Annotated in this window: 20 protein-coding genes and 1 pseudogene; 8 read left to right on the plus strand and 13 right to left on the minus strand. The window is 65.1% G+C overall.

The features are described 5' to 3' along the window. Positions 1 to 7: 7 nt before the first annotated feature. From ACN2C8_RS09570 to ACN2C8_RS09625, 12 genes and pseudogenes are all read right to left on the minus strand, one after another. Positions 8 to 1,750: an ATP-binding protein gene (locus ACN2C8_RS09570; protein WP_419255687.1), complete on the minus strand. Its 1,743-nt coding sequence runs from the start codon at positions 1,748 to 1,750 to the stop codon at positions 8 to 10. Positions 1,751 to 2,083: 333 nt separating this feature from the next. Continuing rightward, a pseudogene (locus ACN2C8_RS09575) lies at positions 2,084 to 2,490 on the minus strand (hypothetical protein). A gap of 78 nt (positions 2,491 to 2,568) precedes the next feature. Continuing rightward, the gene (locus tag ACN2C8_RS09580) at positions 2,569 to 4,311 is read right to left on the minus strand and encodes a hypothetical protein (RefSeq protein WP_419255688.1); all 1,743 of its coding nucleotides are present in this window, start codon (positions 4,309 to 4,311) and stop codon (positions 2,569 to 2,571) included. 130 nt (positions 4,312 to 4,441) lie between these two features. Further along, positions 4,442 to 6,745 (minus strand): TonB-dependent receptor, encoded by a 2,304-nt coding sequence (locus ACN2C8_RS09585; RefSeq protein WP_419255689.1) that lies wholly within the window; start codon positions 6,743 to 6,745, stop codon positions 4,442 to 4,444. A 266-nt stretch (positions 6,746 to 7,011) separates the two neighbouring features. Next, a complete protein-coding gene (locus ACN2C8_RS09590) occupies positions 7,012 to 7,953 on the minus strand; it encodes a 2-hydroxyacid dehydrogenase (RefSeq protein ID WP_419255690.1) in 942 nt (313 codons plus the stop codon). Then, positions 7,950 to 8,765, minus strand: coding sequence for an alpha/beta fold hydrolase (locus tag ACN2C8_RS09595; protein ID WP_419255691.1), 816 nt, complete (start codon positions 8,763 to 8,765; stop codon positions 7,950 to 7,952). The genes ACN2C8_RS09590 and ACN2C8_RS09595 overlap by 4 nt, the downstream gene beginning before the upstream one ends. Continuing rightward, positions 8,765 to 9,532 carry an ABC transporter ATP-binding protein gene (locus tag ACN2C8_RS09600; protein ID WP_419255692.1) on the minus strand — a complete coding sequence of 256 codons (768 nt, stop codon included), beginning with the start codon at positions 9,530 to 9,532 and terminating at the stop codon, positions 8,765 to 8,767. The genes ACN2C8_RS09595 and ACN2C8_RS09600 overlap by 1 nt, the downstream gene beginning before the upstream one ends. Next, a complete protein-coding gene (locus tag ACN2C8_RS09605; RefSeq protein ID WP_419255693.1) occupies positions 9,517 to 10,266 on the minus strand; it encodes an ABC transporter permease in 750 nt (249 codons plus the stop codon). The genes ACN2C8_RS09600 and ACN2C8_RS09605 overlap by 16 nt, the downstream gene beginning before the upstream one ends. Next, a complete protein-coding gene (locus tag ACN2C8_RS09610) occupies positions 10,263 to 10,802 on the minus strand; it encodes a VOC family protein (RefSeq protein WP_419255694.1) in 540 nt (179 codons plus the stop codon). Before ACN2C8_RS09610 ends, ACN2C8_RS09605 begins: the two co-directional genes overlap by 4 nt. Beyond that, positions 10,802 to 11,788, minus strand: a complete 987-nt coding sequence (locus tag ACN2C8_RS09615) for an ABC transporter substrate-binding protein (RefSeq protein WP_419255695.1) — start codon at positions 11,786 to 11,788, stop codon at positions 10,802 to 10,804. The genes ACN2C8_RS09610 and ACN2C8_RS09615 overlap by 1 nt, the downstream gene beginning before the upstream one ends. Before the next feature lie 2 nt (positions 11,789 to 11,790). Further along, entirely contained in the window at positions 11,791 to 12,702 is a 912-nt protein-coding gene (locus ACN2C8_RS09620; RefSeq protein WP_419255696.1) for a fumarylacetoacetate hydrolase family protein, read from the minus strand. Positions 12,703 to 12,810: 108 nt separating this feature from the next. Further along, positions 12,811 to 13,632, minus strand: coding sequence for a sulfite exporter TauE/SafE family protein (locus tag ACN2C8_RS09625; RefSeq protein ID WP_419255697.1), 822 nt, complete (start codon positions 13,630 to 13,632; stop codon positions 12,811 to 12,813). A gap of 156 nt (positions 13,633 to 13,788) precedes the next feature. Here ACN2C8_RS09625 and ACN2C8_RS09630 point away from each other — a divergent pair, with 156 nt between their 5' ends. The 3 genes from ACN2C8_RS09630 to kynU are packed head-to-tail and all read left to right on the plus strand — an operon-like array spanning position 13,789 to position 16,333. Further along, positions 13,789 to 14,595 carry an aspartate dehydrogenase gene (locus ACN2C8_RS09630; RefSeq protein ID WP_419255698.1) on the plus strand — a complete coding sequence of 269 codons (807 nt, stop codon included), beginning with the start codon at positions 13,789 to 13,791 and terminating at the stop codon, positions 14,593 to 14,595. Between the two features lie 17 nt (positions 14,596 to 14,612). Further along, the gene (locus ACN2C8_RS09635) at positions 14,613 to 15,056 is read left to right on the plus strand and encodes a VOC family protein (RefSeq protein WP_419255699.1); all 444 of its coding nucleotides are present in this window, start codon (positions 14,613 to 14,615) and stop codon (positions 15,054 to 15,056) included. Between the two features lie 32 nt (positions 15,057 to 15,088). Next, positions 15,089 to 16,333, plus strand: a complete 1,245-nt coding sequence (gene kynU / locus ACN2C8_RS09640; RefSeq protein ID WP_419255700.1) for a kynureninase — start codon at positions 15,089 to 15,091, stop codon at positions 16,331 to 16,333. A 13-nt stretch (positions 16,334 to 16,346) separates the two neighbouring features. Here the strand turns inward: kynU and ACN2C8_RS09645 are convergent, their stop codons facing one another. Then, positions 16,347 to 17,309 carry a LysR substrate-binding domain-containing protein gene (locus tag ACN2C8_RS09645; protein WP_419255701.1) on the minus strand — a complete coding sequence of 321 codons (963 nt, stop codon included), beginning with the start codon at positions 17,307 to 17,309 and terminating at the stop codon, positions 16,347 to 16,349. A gap of 86 nt (positions 17,310 to 17,395) precedes the next feature. Between ACN2C8_RS09645 and ACN2C8_RS09650 the strand changes: the two genes are divergently transcribed. From ACN2C8_RS09650 to ACN2C8_RS09670, 5 genes are read left to right on the plus strand one after another with little or no spacing between them, the layout of a single operon-like run. Beyond that, entirely contained in the window at positions 17,396 to 18,871 is a 1,476-nt protein-coding gene (locus ACN2C8_RS09650; protein ID WP_419255702.1) for a 2-hydroxymuconic semialdehyde dehydrogenase, read from the plus strand. After that, positions 18,868 to 19,632 carry a 2-keto-4-pentenoate hydratase gene (locus tag ACN2C8_RS09655; protein ID WP_419255703.1) on the plus strand — a complete coding sequence of 255 codons (765 nt, stop codon included), beginning with the start codon at positions 18,868 to 18,870 and terminating at the stop codon, positions 19,630 to 19,632. The genes ACN2C8_RS09650 and ACN2C8_RS09655 overlap by 4 nt, the downstream gene beginning before the upstream one ends. Beyond that, a complete protein-coding gene (locus ACN2C8_RS09660) occupies positions 19,629 to 20,063 on the plus strand; it encodes a RidA family protein (RefSeq protein WP_419255704.1) in 435 nt (144 codons plus the stop codon). The genes ACN2C8_RS09655 and ACN2C8_RS09660 overlap by 4 nt, the downstream gene beginning before the upstream one ends. After that, the gene (locus tag ACN2C8_RS09665) at positions 20,057 to 20,605 is read left to right on the plus strand and encodes a 3-hydroxyanthranilate 3,4-dioxygenase (RefSeq protein WP_419255705.1); all 549 of its coding nucleotides are present in this window, start codon (positions 20,057 to 20,059) and stop codon (positions 20,603 to 20,605) included. The genes ACN2C8_RS09660 and ACN2C8_RS09665 overlap by 7 nt, the downstream gene beginning before the upstream one ends. After that, positions 20,602 to 21,600 (plus strand): amidohydrolase family protein, encoded by a 999-nt coding sequence (locus ACN2C8_RS09670; RefSeq protein ID WP_419255706.1) that lies wholly within the window; start codon positions 20,602 to 20,604, stop codon positions 21,598 to 21,600. The genes ACN2C8_RS09665 and ACN2C8_RS09670 overlap by 4 nt, the downstream gene beginning before the upstream one ends. Positions 21,601 to 21,603: the final 3 nt, after the last annotated feature.

The following is a 21,603-nucleotide window of genomic DNA, read 5'->3' on the forward strand; positions in this document are numbered from 1 at the left end:
AAGTGTCTCAGGCAGCGACGGCGCGGTCCAGGGCGTCATAGAGCGCGCGGATATCGAGCGGCTTGGCCAGCCAGTCGGTCATGCCGGCATCGCGGCAAGCCTTGACCTCCTCGACTGCCACGCCGGCGCTGAAGCCGATCACCGGCGTATGGCGATTGAGACCATCGCTCGCCCGCAGTCGCCGGGTGGCCTCGCAGCCGTCGAGGCCGGGCATGTTGACGTCCATCAGCACGATGTCGAACCGTTCGGCGGCAAGGCATTTCAGCGCCGACAGTCCATCCGAGGCCGTCGACAGACTGACGCCGAGGGGTTCAAGCACCAGGGCCAGGGTACGGCGATTGACCTCGTGGTCATCGACGGCCAGCACCCTGAGGCTCGACATCCGGGGAGTTGCGCCCTCGTCCCGCACTGCGCCGGCCGCCGTTTCCGGTCGGCCCTCCGGCAGGGTCAGGGTGAGGCGGAAGATCGCGCCCCGGGGTTCGGCCGCGCGGGCGTCCAGCTCGCCGCCCATCAGCCGCGCCAGTTCCCGACTCACGGTCAGGCCCAGGCCCGTGCCGCCATAGGTGCGCGCGGTTTCCTGCGAGGCCTGGCTGTAGGGCGTGAACAGGCGGGCCATGGCCTCTGGCGGGATACCGGCACCATGGTCCTGCACCTCAATGACGATCTGCAGCTGGCCGTCCGCCAGCGGCGAGACCGCCAGACGCAGGTCAATGACCCCCTCGTCTGTGAACTTCACGGCATTGGACAGAAGATTGTTGAGGATCTGCCTCAGCCGGAACGGATCGCCCTGGGCCCAGACCAGTGCCTGGTCCTCTGGACCCTGGCGCAGAACCAGCCCCTTGGCGACGGCCTGGGCGGTCCAGAACCGGGTGGCGTCACCCAGCGCGCCCAGCAGGTCGAAATTGCGGCTTTCCAGACTCATGGCCTTGGCCTCGATCTTGGCCTGGTCAAGCAGGTCGGTCAGCAGTCCGGTCATCAGTTGGCCGGCGTCGACGATCAGGTCTGCAGAAGCGGCCGTCTGGGCCGGTGGAACGCCCCGACGGATCAGATGGGCTCCGGCCAGGATCGCGGATAGCGGCGTACGCAGTTCATGACTGACAATGGCCGCCATGGCCGCCCGGTCGGCTACGGCAGCCTCGGCCTGGATACGGCGCGCTTCCGATTCTTTGTTGGCCGCAACCTCGGCCTTCCGCGCGCTGTGTAACTGGGACCAAGTGTCGTGAACCGCAATCGTGAAGAGAAGGACTATCGCCGCCAGGATCGCCATCTGGCCATAGGAGCTGCGCCACAACCAGAGCGGCAAGATAGCTAGGCTGACCACATAGGGTGCGGCTCCCAGATAGAACAGCGACCGGCTGTCGACACCCGAGGAAACATTTTTTAGCAGCCCGCCTGCCATCAGCAGAAGGCCGAAGGTCATCAGGGACGGCTGGTTGCTGTACCAGAGGAACGTCGCCGCTCCGGCGTGGATCGTCCCCATGGTCAAGACGGAGACCAGCATCAACAGGGCCCGGGCCTCGACGTGGCGGACCGGCATACGCCCCTTGGCGAAGGGCCTGACTGCGAACAATTCCAGGGCCTGGGCCGAAAGACTGAACAGCAGCCACATCCCGATCAGGTCATCCCGCGAGGTCAGATGCAGGGCCCAGATCAAGATGACCATCACACCGAGGCGCGTGAATACCTGCTTGTGACGCTGATCGGCATTGGCGGGCAGATAGGGCAGCAAGGCCGCCAGAAACTTGAACATGTCGGCTTCGGTCCTCTATCTTAGAAAAAGGCAACCCTAAGCGCTTCACTCAAAGCTGTGCGGCCTGAATGGTCTTTAAACACCAGAACACATATCAAAGCGGTGAATAGGCCAGTTTGATAGCGCACGACTGATACTAACTCTTCAGCCATTGGCGGCTTCTTTCGCAAGGCCCCTTTTGGGGAGCGTAAAGGCCCTGCTCATTCATCAAATTTCTTCTCAGCTATCGACCGCGAAAGCGGTGTTGCTGCGGACTATCGGGGTGGCGCGCGGGCGCGGAGCCGGAGCCCTAGCGGTCTGAGCCCGAGAGCCTGGTCGGCTGGCTGGAACTCGCTACGGGGCTCCGCGTCCCCGGCCTGCCGTGGCCTGAAAGCGGGCGATCATCTGGCGCAATTCAGCGGCTCCGGTCTGCAAGTTGCCCTCAGCGGCCCTGGTCTGTTCGACCATCGCGGCGTTCTGCTGGGTCACCTGTTCATTTGGTTGACGGCGACATTGACCTCGCCAAGCCCTGTGGCCTGCTCCCACGACGACTGCGCAATTTCGGTGATCAGGATGTCGATCTGGCTAACCATGGCGACGATGCCGGTCTCCGAGCGGTGATAGCCCATGGCCCGACAGAAATTGGCATTGGCGCTGAGGATCTCGCCGCTGGGGTCGAACTCGATGATGGCCAGCGAACGATCCAGCGCAGTCTGCGCATCTGCGATTTTCCGGCCGAAGGCGTTGTCGACTTTGATCATCTCCTGTGCCCAATTTCGGTCGCGACCAAACGCAGGTCATCGATTGCTGCTTAGAGAGTGCAGACAATGGTCATTCGCTCAGTCGCGCGGCGGCCAGGCCTTGGCCGGGGCGGTCAGCATTGGCTTGCCCAGTAGAGGCGAAGACAGGGCGTAGAAGCCGTGGTTGGTAAACAGCCACACGACATTACGGTCGTATTCGACATAAATGCCGTAGCCGAGATTGCCCTTCACATAGTCGGGCATTTCCGCGTCGGTCGGGAAACGCGGCACGTAATAGGCTTCAATTGACGGCTTGGTCGGATCCTTGACGTCGAATAGCTGAACGCCGGCATTGTAGAAGGCGTAGGGCACGACGCCCTCGCGAGAGCGGCCCGGCTGGGTGTGGTAGCCCGGCCGCTTGGGCCCAAAGCTGCCGCCGCGCTGGCAGAAGTCGTTATAGGGCGCGTCTTTCGGCGGGGTGGGACGCGGGAAAGTCGCGACGATCTTCGGGTTGGCCAAGTCCTTGGCGTCGATGACGAAGATGTCCTTGTAGGGCTCGTAGCAGTCATCGTTCATGGGGTAGCCGTTCATGAAGATGTAGCCGGTACGCTCGTACTGGCTAACGTCGACATTGTCGGCCTCGGTGCCCGCGAACTTCGGCGGCAAAGCCAGATGGCCGATCACCTTCATGTCGGCCGGATCGCTGAGATCGACAGTGTAAAGGCCCAGCCCCCCCATGGCCGCGAAACCGACCTTGCCGCCCTGCTCCACCGGCTTGGGGAGGAACAGCGGCATCCGCGAGCCCATCCATGAGGTGCGGTTACCGGCTCGTGGGTTCATCAGATAGGCGTCTTCCTCAGCCTTGCTGCCGATGATCTGGCCCGGGACCGAGAGTTGCTGGACGAACTTGGGGTTCTTCGGGTCGGAGACGTCCCAGCTCTGATAGCCGGGGCTGTGCAGGTAGTTGGGATATTCGGTCAGGCCAAAGCTGTCGTCCGGCGCGGCCGACAGGAACATGTACTTGCCGCCAAACCAGGCCGGCACGTCCAACGAGCCGGAGCCCTGTTGCTGCCCCACCGGCGCGTCGGGGTGCTTGTAGTCGGTGGTGCGCGAGGCCAGCAGTTCCCACTGGTCGGGCAGCGGGCCGTTCATCGCATAGACCTTGAAGCCCTTATGATAGGGCCAGTTGCGCAACTTCGCGACGCCGTCCGGCTCGGTCATCTTGTCGTCGTAGATGCCGAAGCGCTGCACCTCGTTGGACTGGATCATCACGTACTTGCCCAGATCCTTGCTCCACTGGATCGAGGCCGCGCCGATTATCTCGTGTTCGGGCAGTGGGTTCTCCTGACCCTCGATGCCCTTGCCGGTCCAGATGTCGCCCCGATGGACCAGGAGCTTGCCCTTGGTGGGATCGGTGATGTCGTAGACGCTGATATTGCGGCGGTCGTAGATATAGAGGTACCGGCGGCCGTTGAAGTCGGCGATGTTCTGCCAGGTGTGGAACGGCGAGGTCGCGTTCGGATAGAAGGCGATCAGCGACATGTTCTTGGCGTAGGACTTCTGCTCCCAACCCTTCAGCTGACCCGGAAAGTTGACGCCATCACCTTCCAGCAGCGGCGTCGCGCGCGGATGGGTGAAAACGCCAGTCTTCTCGTCATAGCCATAGTCGACGCCGGGCTTGGGCATGGGCGGCGGAGCGTCATAGGTCAGGTCGTGCCAGGCCTTGACCGAAGGATCGCGGATGTCAGTCGGCTTGTGCGACTGCTGGGCGACCGCGCCGCTTCCCATGAGCATCGCCAGGGTGAAGGCGGCGGTAAGCCGAAGGGCCGATTTGCGAGACATGACGCTTACTCCGGTTGGGAAATGGCAGAGGTGCAGTGTAGCGGCGACGAACCCGGCTCCGATGAGGCCGATGCGAGCGCCGCCCGCGAGGTCGTGTTGCATCATCGGAGCCGGGTTCGTCATGCCGGCCTCAGTGCTTCCAGCGCAGAGTGACGCCGTAGGTGCGCGGCGCGCCATAGGAGACCAGCACCGAGCCGATCACGTCGGACTTGCCGGTTTCGTAGAGCTCATCGCCCAGGTTCTTGCCCCAAAGGGCCAGCTCCCAGTTCCCATCCTGGTCGCCGAAGCCGAGGCTGGCATTGACCAGACCGACCGAGTCCTGATGGGTGCGCGGGTTGTTCTCGTTGTCGAACTCGAAGCTGCCCGTGTAGCTGTAGTTGGCCCGCAGGAAGACGTTCAGCTTGTCGCCGACCGGCCGCTCGAAACTGCCGCCGAAATTGAAGCTGCTCTTGGGCGTCCGCCGAAGCTGGTTGCCCTTCAGGTTGGTCGGGATAGGTACGCTGCAATAGCAGCTGGGATCGTAGGCCAACCGGGTCGAGATCAGGTCGCCGGTAATCTCACCCTTCATGTAGGTGTAGTTGCCATACAGTGTCAGGCCACGCATCGGTGCCGCTATGGTCTCCAGTTCGACGCCCTTGACTCGCGCCGTGCCGGCGTTGGCGATGACATTGTCGGCCGGCAGGTTGGGATCGAAGATCACGAACTGCTGGGTCTGCAGGTCGGTATATTCGGTCCAGAAGCCCGTGGCGTTGACGCGCAGACGACGGCCGAACCAGTCGGTCTTCAGGCCCAGCTCGTAGTTCCAGGCAAATTCCGGATCATAGGCGTTGCGCGCCTCGCCGGGGTTGGTGGCATTCTCGCCGTTCCAGCCGCCGCTCTTGTAGCCCTTGGAGACCAGGGCATAGGTGTAGACGTCCTTGCTGGCCTGCCAGTGCAGGTTGACGCTAGGCGTCCAGGCCGACCAACTTTCGGTGTCGCGGGCCGAGAACTTCATCACCGACTTGCCTGCGTCGTCCTCGAAATTGGCGCCCAGGAAGTCGCCGATGGTCTCGCGATAGGCCGAGAACTTCTTCTTGTCCTTGGTGTAGCGGACACCGGCAGTGATCCCGGCCGTATCGCTGAAATCATAGGAGCCTTCGACAAAGGCGGCATAGGTGTCGGACTTCACCCGGGTCTGGGCGATATCAGCGCCCTGGGCGTAGTAGTCGACGAAGATGTAGTCAGCCCGCTCGGTACGATCCACATCCTCATGCAGGTAGTAGAGGCCGGCCATAAAGTTGAACGGACCTTCCAGTTCCGAGGCGTAACGGAACTCCTGCGAGAAGGTCTTGGCCTTCTCGGCCTTGTCGTTGATGTAGTAGTCGTCGTTGAACAAGCTGCCATCGATGGAGAAGAAGTCGACGCGACCATCGGGCGCATAGGCCAGCCTGGTGAAGTCGATGAAGCTGCCGGCGTCGTTGTTGCGCGCTGTGAAGGTCGCTTCGCGATAGGCGCTGATCGAAGACAGCTGGCCCGAACCGATATTGCGGTCCACACTAAGGTGAACCCCGCCCAGATCGGCGTTCTGATGACCGTCGATGTTGTTGGCGCCCCTGCGGCGATCCGGGTTCACGAACGGCACGTTGTGGGCGGACGGGGTCTGGATATCGATCCAGTGACCACCGCCGCTGTGGCGAGTCAGGTCGCCGGTCAGCAGGACGTCCAGGTCGCCCGACGGCTGGTAGCGCAGCTGGGCAAGCACGCCAAAGGCAGACAGGTCTTCCATGTCTGACTTGGTATAGGTGTTGTAGGCATAGCCGCCATGGCTGCGCGCCGAGGCGGCGATACTACCGGACAAGGTCTCGGTCAGACCGCCGGACACCGAGGCCTTGGCCTCCAGGGTCTTGTGGTTGCCGACCGTGCTCTCGACGCTTGAGGTCAGCTCATGGGTCGGTTTCTTGGCGACGAAGTTGATGGCCCCGCCGACGACGTTCTTGCCATAAAGCGTGCCTTGCGGACCGCGCACGACTTCGACGCGTTCCAGGTTGAACAGCTCCATCGCCGTGCCCTGGGCCCGCGAAAGATAAACGTCGTTGAGAAAGAAACCGACCGCCGGATTGGATGCGGCGCTTTCGATGTCTGTGCCGATGCCGCGCAGGAAGACATTGGGTTCGGAAATGTTGTCGGGATTGAGCGTGAAGCCCGGGACGCGCGCGGCGATCTCCGAGAAGTCGTCGACGCCCTGCTTGATCAACGCATCGGCGCTGAAGGCCGCGACGGAGACTGGCGTGCTTTGCAGCCGCTCTTCGCGCTTGCGGGCGGTGACAATGATGTCCTGGATGACGTTGTCGTCCGTCGCGGCCTGGTCCTGGGCAAAGGCCCCGGTCGGCAGCGCCAGGGCGGCCACGCTCGCGACCAGCACGATCCGGCGACGGTTAGTGTTCGAGAACTTCATTGTTGTTTCCCCTCATGCCCTAACGGGTCACCCCGAATGTCGCTGTCGCGCCTCTCGCGGACGCATCCAGTGCCACCGAGCGGCTCTCCGGAAAGTTCCGAAGATGAGGTAAGGCTACGCACCACCGCCATAGCTGAATAATAATATTGTCACGTGTCACTATAACGAAAACGACATATTCACGTAACGCGGTCCGCACCCTGAAAACGACGACAGCGCCCGTCTCCTCTCGGAGGCGAGCGCGTCGGAAAGCAGGGTGGAATGAATCAGTAACCCCGGCTTCGGTCCACCAGATCGGGGATCGGTTCGCCGGCCAGATCGCGGGCGATATTGGCGGCCAGGGTGCGCGCGGCCGTTGTCGGACTGGTCAGAGCCGAGCAGTGCGGCGTTACGTCGATCCTGGGGTGATCCCAGAACGGATGGTCCTGAGGCAACGGCTCCTCACGGAATACGTCGAGCGTGGCATGGGCCAGCTGGCGGTCATCGAAGGCGTCGAGCAAGTCGCGCTCCACCAGATGACGGCCCCGCGCGGCATTGATCAGGAAGCCACCGGGCGGCATGGCGTCGAAGGTCGCCTTGCACAGGATGTTCTCGGTCGCCGGCGTCAGCGGCAGCAGACAGACCAGGATATCGGTGCGGCCCAGCATCTGGCGCAGTCCCTCATCGCCTGAATAGGTCGTGATCCCCGGCAGGTCGCGCGGCGTGCGGCTCCACCCGGCGACGTCGAAGCCCAGGGCCGCGAGCGCCGCGCCGCAGGAACGTCCCAACTCGCCCAGGCCGAGCAGTCCGACCCGCTGGTCGCGGGCCGCCTTGCAAACCAGCGGCGTCCAGGTGCGGGCGCGCTGGGCGGCCTCGAGTTCGGGCATCCGGCGGTGGTAGTGGAGGACGCGGTGCAGCACATACTCGCGCATGCCCTCGCCAAGGCTGGGATCGACCATGCGGGCCAGGCGCACGTTGGCCGGCAGCTCCGGATCGGCCAGCAGCGACTCCACACCAGCGCCCATAGAGAACAGGACTCGAAGATTGGGCAAACTCGCCGCGATGGAGGCCGGACGCTTCCACAGCAGGGCGTAGTCGATCTCGGCAGGGTCGCCGATCTGCGGCCAGATCCGCAGCTCCACATCCGGCAGAGACGCGTTCAACGCCGACAGCCAGGCGGCCTCATCGATACCGGCGCAGGCGAACAACAGGACAGGTTTCTTGGTCATGGAGTCACATATCCCGCCGCGTTGCTATGGGCCGCGCGACGCGTACCGCGAATCCCGCAAGCGGCCAAAAAGCTGAGCAGACTGTCGCTGAACGCAGCCGGTTGCTCGAAGAAGACCGAGTGGCCCGAGTCGAACTCGACGAGGAACGAACCGGGCGTCCGAGCCTGAACGGCGCGGATGGCCGCGATCGGAAAGATCGGATCTTTCAGGCCCGCCATGAAGAGCACTGGCTTGCCGGCGCCGATCTCCTCCGGCGGAATGGGGCGCGGCCACTCACCGACCAGCCCATGCCGGTCGGTGCGGTTAAAGCTGGCCAGCGCGGCATAGAGCCGAGCCTGCGCCGGGTTCGCGGCGCGAAAGCCAGCGTCGAGCACACGATCCAGTTGCGACAGGTCGCGCGTGGCGTCCCGCGCGACGGCCATGAGCGGCGCGACTTCGGCATCCTCCAGCACGGCGTGCAGCGTCGAGGCCAGCACCAGAGCGGCGACGCGATCCGGATGGGCGGCCGCGAAAGACAGGCAGGTCCCGCCGCCCATCGACTGTCCCACCAGCACGGCGCGCTCGATAGCCAGATGATCCAGAAGGGCCGTCAGGTCGGGGACAAAGCCGCTCCGCCCAAGGCCGGCGACGTCGCTCGACCGCCCAAAGCCCCGGTGGTCGAAGGTGAGCACCCGGTAAGAGCGTGACAGGGTCTCGACCTGATTGAACCAGCTAGCGTGATTGCCGCCGACGCCGTGGGCCAGCACGATGGTCGGCCCGGCCCCATGGTCTTCGTAGTAGAGTTCGTCGTCGCCGATCGTCAGAATAGACATCAGATCACTCCCATCAAACCGCTGAGTTCGGTGACATGTCTGGCAAAGGCCGGCAGGGCGCGGGTGGTCGCCGGATCGCGGGGACGCGGCAGGTCGATGGCGATGTCGGCGATGATCCGACCAGGACGCGGACTGACCACCAGGACGCGGTCCGACAGCAGCACGGCCTCGGCGATGCTGTGGGTGATCAGCACCACGGTCTTGCGGTCCTCCTGCCAGATCCGCAGCAGCTCCATGTTCAGCCGGTCGCGGGTCAGGGCGTCCAGAGCGCCGAACGGCTCGTCCATCAGCAGCATGCGCGGCGACAGCATCAGCGCCTGGCCGATGGCCACGCGATGGCGCATGCCGCCGGAGAGCTCGTGCGGATAGCGCTGCTCGAAGCCTTCCAGGCCCAGGGTCCTGATCAGCGGCGCCGTATCGATGGCGCCGGCCGCTTTTGCGCCGCGCCGAACTTCCACGGCCAGCCGCAGATTGGCGTCGACCGTGAGCCACGGCAGCAGGTTGGCGGTCTGGAACACCACGCCGACATCATCGCGCGGCTTGCCGACCGGCTCGCCGAACAGCGAGACCGCACCTTTGTCGTGTTCAGTCAGACCCGCGAGAATGCGCAGCAGGGTGCTCTTGCCGCAGCCCGAGGGGCCCAGCACCGAAACGAACTCCTGGTCGCGGACATCGATGTCCAGACCGTCGAGCGCCAAGGTTCCCTTTTGCCCGCCCCAGTATTTGGTGACGCCCGCGATGCGGACCGCCGTCAGATCGTGCGCCACCAGACAAGCCTTCCGATAAATTCGACTGTGTAGAACAGAGCCAGGGACAACAGGGTCACCGCGATCAGGGCCGCGAAGCTCAAGGCCGTCTGGGCCGATCCGGTAGCGGTCAGGATCAGATTGCCCAGGCCGCTGTTGGAGCCGACGAACTCGCCGACGATCGCGCCGATCACCGCCAGCGGCATGGCCACCTTGCAGCCGTCGACGAAGTTGGGAGCCGCCGCCGGCAGTTGCAGTCGACGCAGGGTGGTCCAGCGCGAGGCGCCCAGCGCCCGGAAGTGCTCGTCCAGGTGGGCGGGCACGCCGGCCAGACCGCCCAGCACCCCGATCAGGATCGGGAAGAAGGCGAACAGGAAGGCCATGGCGATCTTGGCGCTGAAGCCATAGCCCAGCCACACGACCATCAGCGGAGCCAGGCCTATCTTGGGCACGCTCTGCAGGGCGACTAGCAGCGGGTAGGCCGTGGCCCGCGCAACTGGCGCGACATGCACCGTCACCGCCAGCACCGCACCCATGATCGCCGCCAGGACAAAGCCGCCGAGGACCTCGCCCAGCGTGACCAGTCCATTCGACAGCAGGGGTCCCCTCGCCTCCCAGAACGCGGCGGCGACATCGCTGAGCGGAGGCAGCAGATAGGTCTTGATCCCGAACAGCTTGACCGAGCCCTCCCAGAGGGCGGCCAGGGCCAGGAAGAAGACGACGGTGATCAGGGGGTTTGTGCGCCCGGCCCTCACTTGGAACCGTCCAGCATCTTGGTGATCCTGGCGGGCGGGGGCACGACGAAACGGTCCAGCGACCAGCGGTCGAAGGTGAAAAGGTCCTTGCCGTCCCAGGTCCGCGCCTCGTGCGCCGGATGGCCTTCGCCGACCTGGATCATGTCGCAATAGAACTCGACATTGTTGCCGTCGGGATCGCGGAACACGAGGAAGCAGTTGGCGCCAGGGCCATGCTTGCCGATGCCCCGGTCGATCTCGACGCCGCGCTCCTGCAGCATCGCTGCGATCTGCGAAATCTCGACCACGTCGCCGACCTGATAGGAAAAGTGCTCAACTACCGACTTGCCGGGCGCGTGGGTCGCGACCTCGTCAGGGGTCATCTGCAGCAGGGCCAGGTCATGGTGATCAATGCCCGCCCGCATGAACACCATGCGGTCGTCGATCCAGTCGGACACCTCCAGGCCGACCACATCACGGTAGAAGGCCACCGAGGCGTGGACGTCGCGCACCTTCAGGACCAGATGGCCCAGCTTAATGGGCTTGGGGCGATACATCAGCGCGGCTCCAGCATGTCGTTGGTGAAGACCTCGGCTGCGGCCGGCGGCTTCTCGAGGCCGTAGGCCTCGGTCAGGAAGGCCACGGCGTTGGTCATGCGCGCGGCGTCGAAGCGCTCACCGCCCACCATCAGCTCGCGGGTTTCCAGCAACTGCTCGCGGGTGACCTTGGGATCCAGCACCGGATAGCGCTTGACCATCAGGGCCACGGCCTCGTCCGGATGCTCGCCGGCCCAGGCGTAGCCCTTGTAGGTGGCGGCCAGGAACTTGCGGACCAGTTCTGGATCCCTGGCGATGGTGGCGTCGCTGGCCATCACACCGCTGCCATAGATATCGAGACCGAACTTGTCATAGGGCAACACGCCCAGGGTCAGGCCGGCCTCAGCGGCGCGCTTGCGGAAGAGCGGCAGGCTGTTGCCGCGCCAGCACTCGCCGGCGTCGATCTTGCCCTCGACCAGCGAGGTGACGACCACAGCCGGATCCAGCTGCATCATCTTGACCTGCCTGGCGTCGACGCCGTTTCGCTTGAGCCAGGCCGGCACGACCACCTGCATGGCGGAGCTCTGGCCGCCGCCGACGGTCAGGCCGACCAGGTCCTGCGGCTTGTCGATCTTGTGGCGCTCGACGATGTAGCAGAGCGCGGCCGGCCAGCGGGTGTTGATCGCCCCGATCATCTTCACATGCCCGCCCTTGGAGCGGTTGAGGATCACCGAAACCGGGTCGCCATAGCCGAACTCGAACATGCCCTGGTCGAGTTCGTTGACCGTGCGCACGCCGCCAAAGCCGCGCGTGACGTTCACCGTCAGGCCCTGCTCGGCATAGAAGCCCCGGTCGATGGCGGCGATCACCCCGCCCATGCTGCCCTGGGGCAGCCATGACATGTTGAAGGTGACCGTGGCGGCGTCGGTTTTTGCGGGCTTGTCCTGACAGCCGGCCAAGACCAGCGACAGGCACGAGGCTAGGAGAAGAAGACTGCGGCGGGCCATCGTCAGACCTCTTCCGCGACGAGCGGGTTAGAGATCGCGCCGATCAGCTCGATCGAGGCGGTCATCCGGTCGCCGGGCTTGAGGAAGATGCCTCGCCCCTTGCCGACGCCGGCAGGCGTTCCGGTCGCGATCAGGTCGCCCGGACGCAGTTTTCCGAACGTCGAGAGATAGGCGATCTGCTCGTAGATGTTGAAGATCATCTCGGCGCTGGAGCCGTCCTGCATTCCCACGTCATTGACGCTGAGCTTCAGGGACAGGTTCATCGGGTCGGGGATGCAGACGTCGGGCACCAGCCAGGGGCCGAGCGGGCCGAAGGTGTCGTAGCTCTTGCTGCGGAACCAGTCGTGCTTGAACGGGAAGTCGGTGCGGGCGATCTGGTCGCGCGCAGAGACGTCGTTGAACACCACATAGCCGGCGATGTGGTCGCGGGCGTTCTCGACCGAAATGCGATGGCCTTCACGGCCGATCACCACGCCCAGCTCGACCTCCCAGTCGATCTGGGTGCAGTGGCTGGGGATGACCACCTCGTCGTCGGCGCCGACGACGGATTCGGTGGACTTCAGGAAGATGTAGGGCGCGCTGTCGACCTTGGCGGCCAGGGCCGTCTTCATCTCGCTGGCGTGGTCCACGAAGTTCGAAGCCGTGCAGAAGATCCGGCGCGGATTGAACGGCGCCAGCGGCGTGACGCTGAGCGGCGGCACCCCCGAAGCGGCGGTCCTGGCGGCGATCTCCGCCAGGATCGGCTGGGTGGTTTCCCAGTTCGCCAGAGCCGCATCGACGCTGGCCACACCGGCGTCCAGACCGACCGCCGTCTGTACGGCGGCCAGGTCGAACAGCATGTCGTCGACGACGATTGCCGGGCGCGGACCCTTTCCACCGTCATAAGTGCCGATCGCGAACCAAGGCGCCGTCATGCGAAATCTCCCCGTGGGCGATGCGCCCGTTGGGGAGAACGATAATCGTATAACGGAGTGGTTTTAATCTACCGTTTCGGAATACCGTGCCCGTATTTTGCTATACGGTCAGCCCGCGAAGACCCGCCAGGCCATGCGCAGCGACACGATCATCAGGAAGCCGCCGAACGCCACACCCAGTTGGCGCTTGCTAAGACGATGCGCCAGGGCTGCGCCCCACGGGGCCGCGACCCAGGTCGACGGCGCGATCAGGGCGAAGCCGATCAGGCTGACATAGCCCAGGCTGCCGAAGGGCAGACGAGGATCGCCAAAACCGCCGATCACATAGCCGATGGTTCCTGGGATGCTGATCAGCAGACCAAACAGCGACGCGGTTCCCACCGCCCTGTGGATGGGCCAGGAACACAGTGTCAGGATCGGCACGCTAAGCGTCCCGCCGCCAATCCCCATCATGGTCGAGGTTGCGCCAATGGCCAGTGGAAGGACCTGCCCGGCCGGCCCCTGCGGCTCGCGCCTGGCGAAGGTGAAGCCGTCGAGCGGCAACAGCATCTTCAGAGCCACGATGAACGCCACGCCGGCAAACACCGCCGACAACACCGCGCCCTTCACCTGGGCGGCGATCAGCACCCCAGTCAGCGACCCGATGAAGATCGTCAAGCCCCAACGCTTGATCAGGCCGTCATCGACCGCGCCCTTGGATCGGTGACTGCGCGAGGAAGAGAGCGAGGTGGGAATGATCGTCGCCAGCGAGGTCGCGACGGCCACGTGCATGCGAACTGCCGGATCGACGCCCGCGACGCCGAGCGCAGCGTCGAGCACCGGCACCAGCACGATGCCGCCCCCGACCCCCAGCAATCCGGCGATCACGCCACCTACCAGACCGGCCGCAACCATCGCCGCCGCCATCGCGGCCAACGCGGGAATATCCATCATCATTGTCTTTGCCTCTGAGTGAACTGGCTCTGCGCTAGCGCCAATCCACCCCCGCGAAATCTACCAATCCCCGCCGCCGTTATTCACTTTCGTGGATAGCGATGCGCGCCATTCTTATTTTTCCGACATAGAGGAGCGCGGTAGCCAGGGGGCATGACCCTAAAAATTGGCATCGCCGGATTCGGCACCATCGGCAGTGTCGTCGCCCAGAGACTGGCCGGCGACATCCCCGGTATGGTGCTCGCCGCCGTCTCGGCCGGCCGCAAGGCGTTGGCCGAGCAACGGCTCGCAGACCTTGGTCTTTCGGCGCCGGTCGTCTCGCCGGAGGAATTGGCCCGACTGTGCGACGTCATCGTCGAATGCGCACCGACCTCCGCGTTTCGCTCCATCGCCGATCCGGCCCTAGCCGCCGGCCGCGTGCTGCTGACCGTCAGCGGCGCGGCCCTGCTTGACCATCCCGACCTGATCGACAGCGCCAGGGCCGACGGCGGGCGGATCATTCTGGCTACCGGCGCCCTGCTGGGCTTCGACGCCGTGCGCGCCGCAGCCGAGGGTCAGATCCATTCGGTCCGCATGGTCACCCGCAAGCCCCCTCGATCGCTGAAGACGGCCAAATATGTGGTCGAGAACAAGATCGAGCTGGACGGGCTGAAAGCGCCGCTGCGCCTCTTCGCCGGCACGGCTCGGGAGGGCGCCCGCGCCTTCCCGGCTAACGTCAATGTCGCCGCCGCTCTGGGCCTGGCGGGCGTCGGCCCCGACCGCACCGAGCTGGAAATCTGGGCCGATCCGTCCAAGACCCGCAACTGCCACCGCATCGAGGTCGAGGCCGACAGCGCGCGCCTTATGCTCGAAATCGAGAACGTTCCCACCGACGAGAACCCGGGCACCGGGCGGATCACCGCCCTCAGCCTGATCGCCGCCCTGCGCGGCATGACCGCGCCTCTGCGCGTCGGCAGCTAGATCTGAAAGGTCCTTCCATGCCCGTCCCTCTCAAACACGTCGCCATCGCCTCCAACGACCCAGACAACGCCTCCAAGTTCTTCGTTGATGTGCTGGGCTGGACCATTGCCGGCAAGATCGATAGCCGCAATGCGCGTGGCTATTACGTTACGGACGGTGCCATCAACATCGCCCTGCTGAACTTCAAGAACCGGCCCGCCGCCGGCATGGAGTTCGCTGAGGGATATGCCGGCCTGCACCACCTGGGCTTCCAGTGCGACGACATCGAAGCAGTCGTTGATCGGTTCGAGAGCTCGGGTTTCGCCCCGCGCCACGACGTCAACATTGCCCAGGGCCTGGGCATGAACCCCGCCAAGGACAACGCCGAATACAAGATGACAGGTCCCGAGGGCGTGATGATCGACGTCTCGGAACGCGGCTGGGCCGGCACCGACACCTACAAGGGCAAGCCTCCGGCATGAGTGCCTCCACCTTTGCCGCTATAGCGGGGGCCATGTCAGACTCTCTCTCCCGCGCCGCCGCTGAGGCGATGGACGCCGCCGATCCGCTGGCCGCCTTCGTCGCCGAGTTCGCCCTGCCCGAGGGGGTGGTCTATCTGAACGGCAACTCGCTGGGTCCAGCGCCCAGGGCCGCCTTGGCGCGCGTGGCGCAGTCAGCGCAGGAGGAATGGGCCGATGGCCTGATCACCAGCTGGAACAAGGCCGGGTGGTTCGCCCTGCCCTATCGCCTCGGCGATCGTCTGGCCGGCCTGATCGGCGCGGGCCCGGGCGAGGTCGTGTTGACCGACGGGACCAGCCTCAATCTCTTCCGCGTCGTCTCCGCCGCCCTGGCCATGCGTCCGGATCGCCGGGTGATCGTCATGGAAGGCAGCAACTTCCCGACCAACAATTACATGGTCCAGGGGTTGATCGAGTCGCTGGGCAGGGGTCACCAGATCCGCTTCGCCGAGAAGGACGCCATTGACGCCGCCATCGACGACGATGTCGCCGCCGTGGTCCTGACCCAGGCCCACTACAAGACCGCCCACGTCCTCGACATGGCAGGGATCACCGCCAAGGCTCACGCCCACGGCGCGCTGGCGATCTGGGACCTGTGTCACAGCGCCGGCGCCATGCCGGTCGACCTGAACGGCTGCGACGCCGACTTCGCCGTCGGCTGCACCTACAAGTACCTGAACGGCGGGCCTGGCAGCCCGGCCTTCCTGTTCGTCGCCAGCCGCCACCAGGGCGCGGCGGCACAGCCCCTGACCGGCTGGTGGGGCCACGGCGCGCCGTTCGCCTTTGACCGCGACTATCGTCCCGCCGAGGGCATCGGCAAGATGCTGACCGGCACCCAGCCGATCCTCAGCATGGTCGCCACCGAAGCCGGCATCGACATGACCGAGCGAGCCGGGACCACGGCCATTCGCGCCAAGTCGCGGGCTCTGGGCAAACTGTTCCAGGACCTGATGGCGGCGCGCCTGCTCGACGCGGGCTTCGTGCTCGGCAGCCCGGCCGATCCCGCCGAACGCGGCGGCCACATCGCCTATGACCACGCCTCGGGCTATCCGATCATGAAGGCCCTGATCGCGCGCGGCGTGATCGGCGACTTCCGCGCGCCAGCTACCATGCGTTTCGGCTTCGCGCCGTTGCACCTGCGCTTCGTCGATGTCTGGGACGCGGTCGACCGGCTGGTCGAGATCATCGACAAGCAGATCTGGCGCGAGCCGGCCTACGCCGCCGTCGACGCCGTTACCTGAAGACGAGGCGGCGTCAGCCTCGCTGCGCTGCCTCGATCTCCGCGCTCACCGTTCTCAGGATCGTCAAAAAATAGGCCGTCGCGGGCGAGATTTGCGATCCGGAGCGGGTGGTCACGCCCACGGCGCTGGGGCCGACCTCGAAGCCAATCGCTAGCCGAACAAGTTCCGGCTGCGCCTCTACCACCTGATAGGGCACGGCGCCGACCATGTCGGTGGCCTTGAGCACCGAATAGTTGGTCAGCAACGACACAGATTCCATCGTGCGCGCCGGCAGCTCCAGCCCGGCCTTGCGGAAGCAGTCCTCCAGCTGGCGACGCAGCGAGGTCTGGGGCGGCGGCATTATCCAGTCCTGGGTCTGCAGATCGCGCAGGCTGACGCTGGTGCGCGACGCCAGGGGATGGCCGATCCGGGTCACGATTGACACCGGCTCGCTGTAGAGCAGCTCCTGCTCCAGTCCCTCACGGTCGCGGTACTCAGGCAGGCGCCCCAGCACCATGTCCAGATCGCCGACGCGCAGCATTGGCATCAGGCGCTCATCGGTGCCTTCGACAACCGACACGCTGATTCCAGGCCGCTCGCGCCGCAGGGCGACGATGCTGCGGGGAAGCAGGGTTGGCGAGGCCGCCAGCAAGGTGCCCACAACGATCTTGCCGGTCGTCCCCTGCCCCAGCGAGCTCAGCTCCTCGCTGGCGTGGCGCACCTGAGCCAGAATCAGCTTGGCGTGGCGAATGACGATCTCGCCGGCCAGGGTCAGGGTGACGCCGCGCGACGAGCGTTCGAAGAGCTGGATGTCCAGCGTTTCCTCAAGGTCGCGGATCATCTTGGTAGCGGCCGGCTGGGCGATGTTCAGCATGGCCGAGGCGCGGAGAATGTTCTGCTGCTCGCCCACGGTGATCAGCAGCTTCAGCTGACGGAGCTTCAGACGGGCCAGCAAGCGGCTTTCCAGCACTTGCGGGCTGGCGGGGGACTGCGTCACAGCGGCTCCTTCTATCATTAAATGGTTATAGCATAACGTCGAAATATTATTTTCCGACTATATCCGCAAGACCTAACGTTCTTCCAATGAGTTCCAAATATCCCTTCGCGACGCGCACCTTGCCGAACTATATCGGCGGTCATTTCGACACCGGTGCGGCGTCCTTCCCCTTGATCAACCCGGTCGATGGCAAGGTGTTGAGCCAAGTCACCCTGGCCGACAGAGCGGCGGTCGACGCCGCCGTTCAGGCTGCGCGCAAGGCGCTGAAAGGTCCTTGGGGGACCATGCCACTGGCCCAACGCCTGGCCCTGCTGAACAAGGTCGCTGACGGGATCGAGGCTCGTTATGAGGACTTCGTGGCCGCCGAAATCGCCGATACCGGCAAGTCCCTGCATCAGGCCACGACCATCGACATTCCGCGCGGCGCGGCCAATTTCCGCGCCTTCGCCGCCCTGGCCCAGGGCCGGTCTATGCCGAGTTTCTCGACCGATACGCCGGACGGCAGGGGCGCGCTGAACTACAGCATCGCAAAGGCGCTGGGCGTGGTGGCAGTGGTCTCGCCGTGGAACCTGCCCCTGCTGCTGCTGACATGGAAGCTCGCCCCGGCGCTGGCCTGCGGCAACACCGTGGTCGCCAAACCGTCGGAGGAGACCCCCTCCACCGCCACCCTGCTGGCCGAGGTGATGCACGAGGCGGGCATCCCGCCGGGCGTGTTTAACCTGGTCCACGGGTTCGGCGCCAATTCGACCGGCGAGTGGCTGGTCTCGCACCCCGAGATCGACGCGATCACCTTCACCGGCGAGTCCTCGACGGGCTCGGCGATCATGCGCGCGGCCTCCGAGGGCGTGAAGCCATTGTCCTTCGAGTTGGGCGGCAAGAACGCCGCCATCGTCTTCGCCGACGCCGATTTCGAGGCCGCCGTGGCCGGCACGGTCCGATCGGTATTCTCCAACTGCGGCCAGGTCTGTCTTTGCAGCGAGCGCGTCTATGTCGAGCGCCCGATCTTCGACCGCTTCGTCGCCGAACTCGCCGTGCGCGCCAAGGCCCTGAAGGTCGGTCGCCCGCACGACGGCGCCGACATGGGTCCGCTGATCTCGCACCAGCATCGCGACAAGGTGCTGGGCTATTACCGCTTGGCCATCGAGGAAGGTGCGACCGTCGTAACCGGCGGCGGCGTGCCCCATTTCGGCGACGAGCGCGACGGCGGCTCGTTCATCGAGCCCACCATCCTGACCGGCCTCCCCGACAACGCCCGCTGCGTGCAGGAGGAGATCTTCGGCCCCGTCTGCCACGTCGCGCCGTTCGACCGCGAGGACGAGGTCATCGAGCGCGCCAACGACACGCGCTACGGCCTGGCCGCCGCGATCTGGACCTCCGACCTGACCCGCGCCCACCGCGTAGCCCAGGCCATGGAAGTCGGGGTCGTCTGGGTCAATGATTGGTTCCTGCGCGACCTCCGCACCCCGTTCGGCGGCGTGAAGCTGTCGGGCGTCGGGCGCGAAGGCGGCATGCACTCCCTAGATTTCTATTCCGAGCCGGTGAACATATGCGTGAAGCTATGACCCTCGACGCGATTGCTGCGCGGCTAGATACGGCTGCCCTGATGGCGCGCGCCACCCACCAGATCACCCACGACGATCCGGGCTTTTGCCTGGCTGACGCCTATGCGGTGCAGGCCCGCCTCATCGATCTGCGCATCGGACGCGGCGAGCGGTTGATAGGCGTCAAGATGGGCTTCACCAGCCGCGCCAAGGCCCTTCAGATGGGCGTCGATGACGTGATCTGGGGTCGGCTGACAGACGCCATGGGTGTCCTTGACGGCGACGAACTCGACCTGACCCACTACGTCCATCCGCGCATCGAGCCTGAGGTCGCCTTCCGCTTGGGCCGCCGCCTTTCCGGCCCTGTCGGCCGGGAAGAAGCCGCCGCCGCTGTCGAGGCCGTAGCGCCTGCGCTGGAAATCATCGACAGCCGTTACGCGGACTTCAAGTTCGCTGTGGCCGACGTCGTAGCCGACAACAGCTCCTCCTCGGCCTTCGTGTTGGGCGCCTGGCACGAACCTCTGGCCGACCTGTCCGACATCGCCATGACCATGGCCTTTGACCGGATCACCGTTCAGGCGGGATCTACCGCTGCGATCCTAGATGATCCGCTCAACGCCCTTTGCGCCGCCGCGCGTCTGGCGGGGGAGTCCGGGCTTTCCCTTGAGCCGGGCTGGATCGTCCTGGCCGGCGCCGCAACGCCGGCCGAAGCCCTCAAGCCCGGCGTCTGCGTGACGCTGGACGCCGGCCCGCTGGGTCAGGTTGGAGTTCGAACCGCATGACCGACGCACGCGTCATTCCCGGCCGGGCCGTGCCCCGGGGCCGCTTTCCGCACTGGCGGCGGGCCGGCGATTTCATCTTCGTCTCCGGCGCCAGTTCGCGCCGCGCCGACAACAGCTTCGCCGGCGTCGAGGTCGACGCCTTCGGCGCAACAACACTGGATATCCGCGCCCAGACCCGGGCCGTGATCGAGAACATCGGCGAGATCCTTGCCGACGCCGGCTCCAGCCTCGCCGATCTGGTCGACGTGACGACCTTCCTCGTCAACATGAACGACTTCCGCGGGTACAACGAAACCTATGCCGAGTTCTTCGACGAACACGGCCCGGCGCGCACCACGGTTGCGGTTCACCAGCTTCCTCATCCGCATCTCTTGGTAGAGATCAAGGCGACGGCCTACGCGCCGATCCACCGAGGAGACAAGCCATGCTGACCTACGGACTTCCGTTCAACTTCTCCGCCTGGATCGAAGACCATCGGCATCTGCTGAAGCCGCCCGTCGGCAACGCCCAGATCTGGTCGAACGCCGACTTCATCGTCACCGTGGTCGGTGGACCCAATGCGCGCAGCGACTATCACGTCGATCCGCTGGAAGAGTTCTTCTACCAGCTCGAAGGTGACATGACCCTGCGGATCTGGGGCGAGAACGGTCCCGAGGATGTCGCCATCAAGGCGGGCGATATCTTCCTGCTGCCGCCGAACGTGCCGCACTCGCCGCAACGGCCGGGCGCCGGCAGCATCGGTCTGGTGATCGAACGCCAGCGCCCCGAGGGGATGCTGGACGCCTTCCAGTGGTACTGCGGCGAATGCGCCGAGGTCGTGCATCGCTTCGAGGTGCAACTGGCCAGCATCGTCGATGACCTGCCCCCGCTTTTCACCCGCTTCTACGAAAGCGAGGACCTGCGCACCTGCAAGTCTTGCGGCGTGCTGCATCCAGGCAAAACCCAGCACATCGGAAAAACAATACAAACATGACGTTGGCAGTCGACATTCACAGCCACTTCCTGCCCGAGACCTGGCCGGACTTCGAAGCTCGTTTCGGTACGCCCAACTGGCCGTGGCTCAAGCACTATGGCGACGGCCGGGGCATGATCATGGTCGGGAGCGAAGAGTTTCGGCCGGTCGAGGACGATCTGTGGAGCGGCGAGCGGCGCCTCGAGGCGATGGACGCCCACGGCATCGACGTCCAGGTGATGTCGGCGACCCCGGTGCTGTTCGCATATGGCCGCCCCATCGAGCACGCCAGCCAAGTGGCTCGTATCTTCAACGACGCCGCCCGCGAGATCTGCGCCACCGATCCCCGGCGCCTGAAGTCGCTGTGCCAGGTTCCGCTGCAGGATACCGACGCTGCCTGCCGCGAAGTGGAACGCGCCATGGCCGACGGCCATATCGGCGTGCAGATCGGCAACCATGTCGGCAATCGCAATCTCGACGACGAAGGCATCATCACCTTCCTGCAGCACTGCGCCTCGCTGAACGCCGCCGTGTTGGTCCACCCCTGGGACATGATGGCCCGAGAGCGCATGCCCAAATACATGCTGTCTTGGCTGGTCGGCATGCCGGCCGAGACCCAGCTGTCGATCCTGTCGCTGATCCTGTCGGGTGCCTTCGAGCGGCTGCCCAAGTCCTTGCGGCTGTGCTTCGCCCACGGCGGCGGCAGCTTCGCCTTCCTGCTGGGCCGCGCCGACAATGCTTGGCTCAATCGCGACATCGTTCGCGTCGATTGCCCGTCCTTGCCGTCCAGCTATGTCGACCGCTTCTATGTCGACTCGGCGGTGTTCAACCCCGACGCCTTGGCCCTGCTGATCAAGGTGATGGGCGAGGACCGCGTCGTGCTGGGCTCGGACTACCCCTTCCCGCTCGGCGAGAAGGTGGTGGGCCAGCTGATCCGCGACCAGCCCGACATCACCCCGGCCCTTCGCGCCAAGCTGATGGGGCTGAACGCCGCGCATTTCCTGGGTCTGGAGTAAGAT

It is taken from the genome of Caulobacter sp. ErkDOM-C (assembly GCF_048541825.1).
In the GTDB taxonomy this organism is placed as follows: domain Bacteria; phylum Pseudomonadota; class Alphaproteobacteria; order Caulobacterales; family Caulobacteraceae; genus Caulobacter.